Source organism: Haemophilus sputorum CCUG 13788 (assembly GCF_000238795.1).
GTDB lineage: Bacteria > Pseudomonadota > Gammaproteobacteria > Enterobacterales > Pasteurellaceae > Haemophilus_A > Haemophilus_A sputorum.
The window spans coordinates 1-3,648 of the sequence record NZ_AFNK01000045.1; the positions used below are offsets into that span (position 1 = coordinate 1).

The 3,648-nt window shown below is 38.3% G+C and carries 5 protein-coding genes and 1 pseudogene; 3 read left to right on the forward strand and 3 right to left on the reverse strand.

Going from position 1 to position 3,648, the window contains the following annotated elements:
- Positions 1–77: 77 nt before the first annotated feature.
- Both HSP_RS0106630 and gltS read right to left on the reverse strand, forming a co-directional pair.
- Positions 78–203: a LysR family transcriptional regulator gene (locus HSP_RS0106630; protein ID WP_001303004.1), complete on the reverse strand. Its 126-nt coding sequence runs from the start codon at positions 201–203 to the stop codon at positions 78–80.
- Positions 204–433: 230 nt separating this feature from the next.
- Entirely contained in the window at positions 434–1,639 is a 1,206-nt protein-coding gene (gene gltS / locus HSP_RS0106635; RefSeq protein WP_000599533.1) for a sodium/glutamate symporter, read from the reverse strand.
- A gap of 443 nt (positions 1,640–2,082) precedes the next feature.
- Between gltS and HSP_RS0106640 the strand changes: the two genes are divergently transcribed.
- The 3 genes from HSP_RS0106640 (at position 2,083) to HSP_RS10955 (ending at position 3,476) form a co-directional block, all read left to right on the forward strand.
- Positions 2,083–2,403, forward strand: a complete 321-nt coding sequence (locus HSP_RS0106640) for an antibiotic biosynthesis monooxygenase family protein (RefSeq protein ID WP_000562370.1) — start codon at positions 2,083–2,085, stop codon at positions 2,401–2,403.
- Positions 2,396–2,782 carry a hypothetical protein gene (locus HSP_RS0106645; protein WP_000460651.1) on the forward strand — a complete coding sequence of 129 codons (387 nt, stop codon included), beginning with the start codon at positions 2,396–2,398 and terminating at the stop codon, positions 2,780–2,782. Before HSP_RS0106640 ends, HSP_RS0106645 begins: the two co-directional genes overlap by 8 nt.
- 70 nt (positions 2,783–2,852) lie before the next feature.
- The gene (locus HSP_RS10955) at positions 2,853–3,476 is read left to right on the forward strand and encodes an ArsR/SmtB family transcription factor (protein ID WP_001280391.1); all 624 of its coding nucleotides are present in this window, start codon (positions 2,853–2,855) and stop codon (positions 3,474–3,476) included.
- Here HSP_RS10955 and tetR(B) read toward each other — a convergent pair.
- A pseudogene (gene tetR(B), locus HSP_RS0106655) lies at positions 3,454–3,648 on the reverse strand (tetracycline resistance transcriptional repressor TetR(B)); the annotation flags it as partial. The gene HSP_RS10955 and the pseudogene tetR(B) overlap by 23 nt on opposite strands.

Here is a 3,648-nt window from a genome sequence, read left to right on the forward strand (position 1 = left end):
CACTCGTGGCTGCAACCCTGCTTACTCAAAATCTATTCACACATGGTTACGTTTTGGGGAAATTATGAGGGGATCTCTCAGTGCTCAGCATGTTTGAGTGCTTTACTCGCCGCGGGTTGAGAAATATGTAAAACTTCAGCCGCACGCGTTAAGGAACCACAAGTCATTACAGCATAAAAGATATCGAGATGTCTTAATTTCATTCCATGTAGCCTACTGATTATTTATTTCTACGGACTATTCTAACGAATAAAGTATAAATAATCAGATATACTCGTCATAATTCAAATTTTGGTTTAGTTGTCACGAGAATTAATTCGTAAACGTGCAAGCTAAATAGATTGACTAGGGGAATATACGGGGTAAGAAAGCGGCTCGGCATACTGCCCTATAATAAATTGTTAGGAGAAGTACGCCGAGTAGTGTGTAGCTATTAGGTAAAGTATGTACCAATTTCAATAAATATTTTAATTAAGATACTGTTTGAAATATCAACAATAAAGGCACCGACCATAGGAACGACAAGGAAAGCTTTATGTGATGGTCCAAATGCTTTTGTGACTGTTTGCATATTCGCAATTGCTGTTGGTGTTGCTCCCATACCAAAGCCACAGTGACCCGCGCTGATCACGACAGCATCATAATCTTTGCCCATCATTTTGAAGGTGACAAAGCAGGCAAATAGCACCATGACAACAGTTTGTACAGCAATGATAATTAATACTGGCCCTGCCATGCTTGCCAATTGACCAAATTTTAATGACATTAACGCCATTGCCAAGAAAAGCGATAAAGCAACGCTACCTAATACATCGACGGTCGGCTCAAACACTTCGTGTTTAAATACATGAGTCAGTGTATTACGGATAATAATACCGACAAATAAACACCAGACAAAAGTAGGCAGTTGCAGAAAAGTATCTTTAAACAATGCACTGATATAGCCACCAACAACAATACAGATAATCAGCATTGAAATGGTTTCAATAACGTTATTTGCATTGATTTTTCTTTTGACGCTTGGTTGCTCAAAAGCTTCAACGATAGTGTCGCGCTCTTGCTCGGTTGTTTTAGGAATAGAGACCTTTTTCAAAAGATGACGGGCAACAGGGCCGCCAACTAAACCACCCAACACTAATCCAAGTGTTGCACAAGCCATCGCTAATTCAACGGCGCCTGTTACACCATATTTATCAGCGAGAATAGGGCCCCATGCTCCGGCATTACCATGACCACCTGTTAGAGTAATTGAACCTGCAATTAAGCCAATAAATGGACTTTCATTCATCATGACAGCCATACTCATGCCGACAGTATTTTGAATGGCGATTAGGATCGTTACTGCAATAGTTAATAGAACTAACGGCTTTCCTCCTTTAATCAGTCGAGAAAAGTCAGAACTTAGCCCGATAGAGGAAAAGAATGTGAGCATTAATAAACTTTGCAATGAAGCATCAAAAGTAAACGAATAACCTGATGTTTTATCAATAATTAACAGAACAATTGCAACAATAAAGCCACCAACGACGGCTTCTGGTATGTGGTTTTTTTGTAGGAACGGGGTAAATTTTACGACAAACATTCCTATGAGTAGCGCGATACATGCGACTAATAATGTATAACTGGCATCTAGGATCATTTTTTTACCTCTATTAGTTTACCAGAATTTTCACTATAACAATTTAACAATAGTGAAAAATGAAGTTACTTTGGTTAACTAATCTTTAACAATGAGTTTTATTAGGGTATCCATAACTTTTAGTTAATAGGGTCATAATTTTAGTGTGATCTTAATCATGAAATATTAAAAAGATTAAAATAACAACAATGGTATTTAATGATGGGTAAACCTAAATACCATGCGGGATCCGCACTATTTTCGGTGATAGCAAAAAATAAAAAAGTATAAATAATAAACAAAATTATAAGAGAAGGAGAACATGATAAGCGCAGGCCGAGCAATTTAAAGAAGTGTGATATACAACATAAAACAGCAGCATGACCTTTCTATATTTCGTTGCTTATCGAAGTGTTAATTTTCGGGTGGATTACTCTGTTTGTTGATTAATAACGGAGAAAAATATGATTGCTGTAATATTTGAGGTGCAAATACAACCCGACCAACAAACTCGCTATTTGACTTTAGCTGAGGAGTTAAGACCACTATTAAGTCATGTAGCTGGTTTTATTTCAATTGAACGTTTTCAAAGTCTAGCTACAGAAGGAAAAATGTTATCGCTATCTTGGTGGGAAAACGAATACGCAGTTCTGCAATGGAAAAATCATGTTTTACATGCGAAAGCTCAACAAGAAGGGCGAGAGTCAATATTTGATTTTTACAAAATTAGTATTGCTCATATTACTCGCGAATATTCATTTAAAAAGGACAAGGATAATGTTTGATGTTCACGTTGTTTTAGATAATCAAATAGGACAATTAGCATTACTAGGAAAAACATTAGGTAATAAAGGTATTGGATTGGAAGGGGGAGGGATATTTACGGTTGGTGATGAATGCCATGCTCATTTTCTTGTTGAACAAGGAAAGGAAGCTAAAATAGCGCTAGAGCAAGCTGGACTGTTAGTACTTGCGATCCGGACACCATTAATTCGTAAGTTAAAACAGGAAAAACCGGGGGAACTTGGCGAAATAGCACGAGTATTGGCGGAGAATAACATTAATATTTTAGTGCAATACAGTGACCATGCTAACCAACTGATATTAATAACGGACAATGATAGTATGGCTGCATCTGTTACGCTCCCTTGGGCAATAAAGTGAACTTGCGATGGCTAATTTAATACGAAAAGAGGTTACCTTTGAGTCCTCAATAGCCGCGATAGGGGCGGCTATGTCTGACATTTCACGAGTTAAAATACTCAGTGCTTTGATGGATGGGCGAGCTTGGACGGCCACTGAGCTAAGTTCTGTGGCGAATATATCAGCTTCAACGGCGAGCAGTCATTTATCTAAATTATTAGATTGCCAGCTAATCACAGTAGTAGCTCAAGGCAAGCATCGTTATTTTCGGCTAGCAGGAAAAGATATTGCTGAATTGATGGAAAGTATGATGGGGATCTCCTTAAACCATGGCGTACATGCCAAAGTTTCCACGCCAGTGCATTTACGAAAAGCACGTACTTGCTATGATCATTTAGCTGGCGAAGTTGCCGTTAAGATCTATGATTCCCTTTGTCAACAGCAATGGATCACTGAAAATGGTTCAATGATCACATTAAGTGGTATTCAATATTTTCATGAAATGGGAATTGACGTTCCTTCCAAACATTCACGTAAAATCTGTTGTGCGTGTTTAGATTGGAGTGAACGCCGTTTCCATTTAGGTGGGTACGTTGGAGCCGCATTATTTTCGCTTTATGAATCTAAAGGGTGGTTAACTCGACATCTTGGTTACCGTGAAGTTACCATCACGGAAAAAGGTTATGCTGCTTTTAAGACCCACTTTCACATTTAAGTTGTTTTTCTAATCCGCATATGATCAATTCAAGGCCGAATAAGAAGGCTGGCTCTGCACCTTGGTGATCAAATAATTCGATAGCTTGTCGTAATAATGGCGGCATACTATCAGTAGTAGGTGTTTCCCTTTCTTCTTTAGCGACTTGATGCTCTTGATCTTCCAATACGCA

Coding starts and splice junctions, on each gene's coding strand:
- HSP_RS10955 (WP_001280391.1), top strand. CDS start 2,853: ATGTCTGACATTTCACGAGTTAAAATACTCAGTGCTTTGATGGATGGG.
- gltS (WP_000599533.1), bottom strand. CDS start 1,639: ATGATCCTAGATGCCAGTTATACATTATTAGTCGCATGTATCGCGCTA.
- HSP_RS0106640 (WP_000562370.1), top strand. CDS start 2,083: ATGATTGCTGTAATATTTGAGGTGCAAATACAACCCGACCAACAAACT.
- HSP_RS0106630 (WP_001303004.1), bottom strand. CDS start 203: ATGAAATTAAGACATCTCGATATCTTTTATGCTGTAATGACTTGTGGT.
- HSP_RS0106645 (WP_000460651.1), top strand. CDS start 2,396: ATGTTTGATGTTCACGTTGTTTTAGATAATCAAATAGGACAATTAGCA.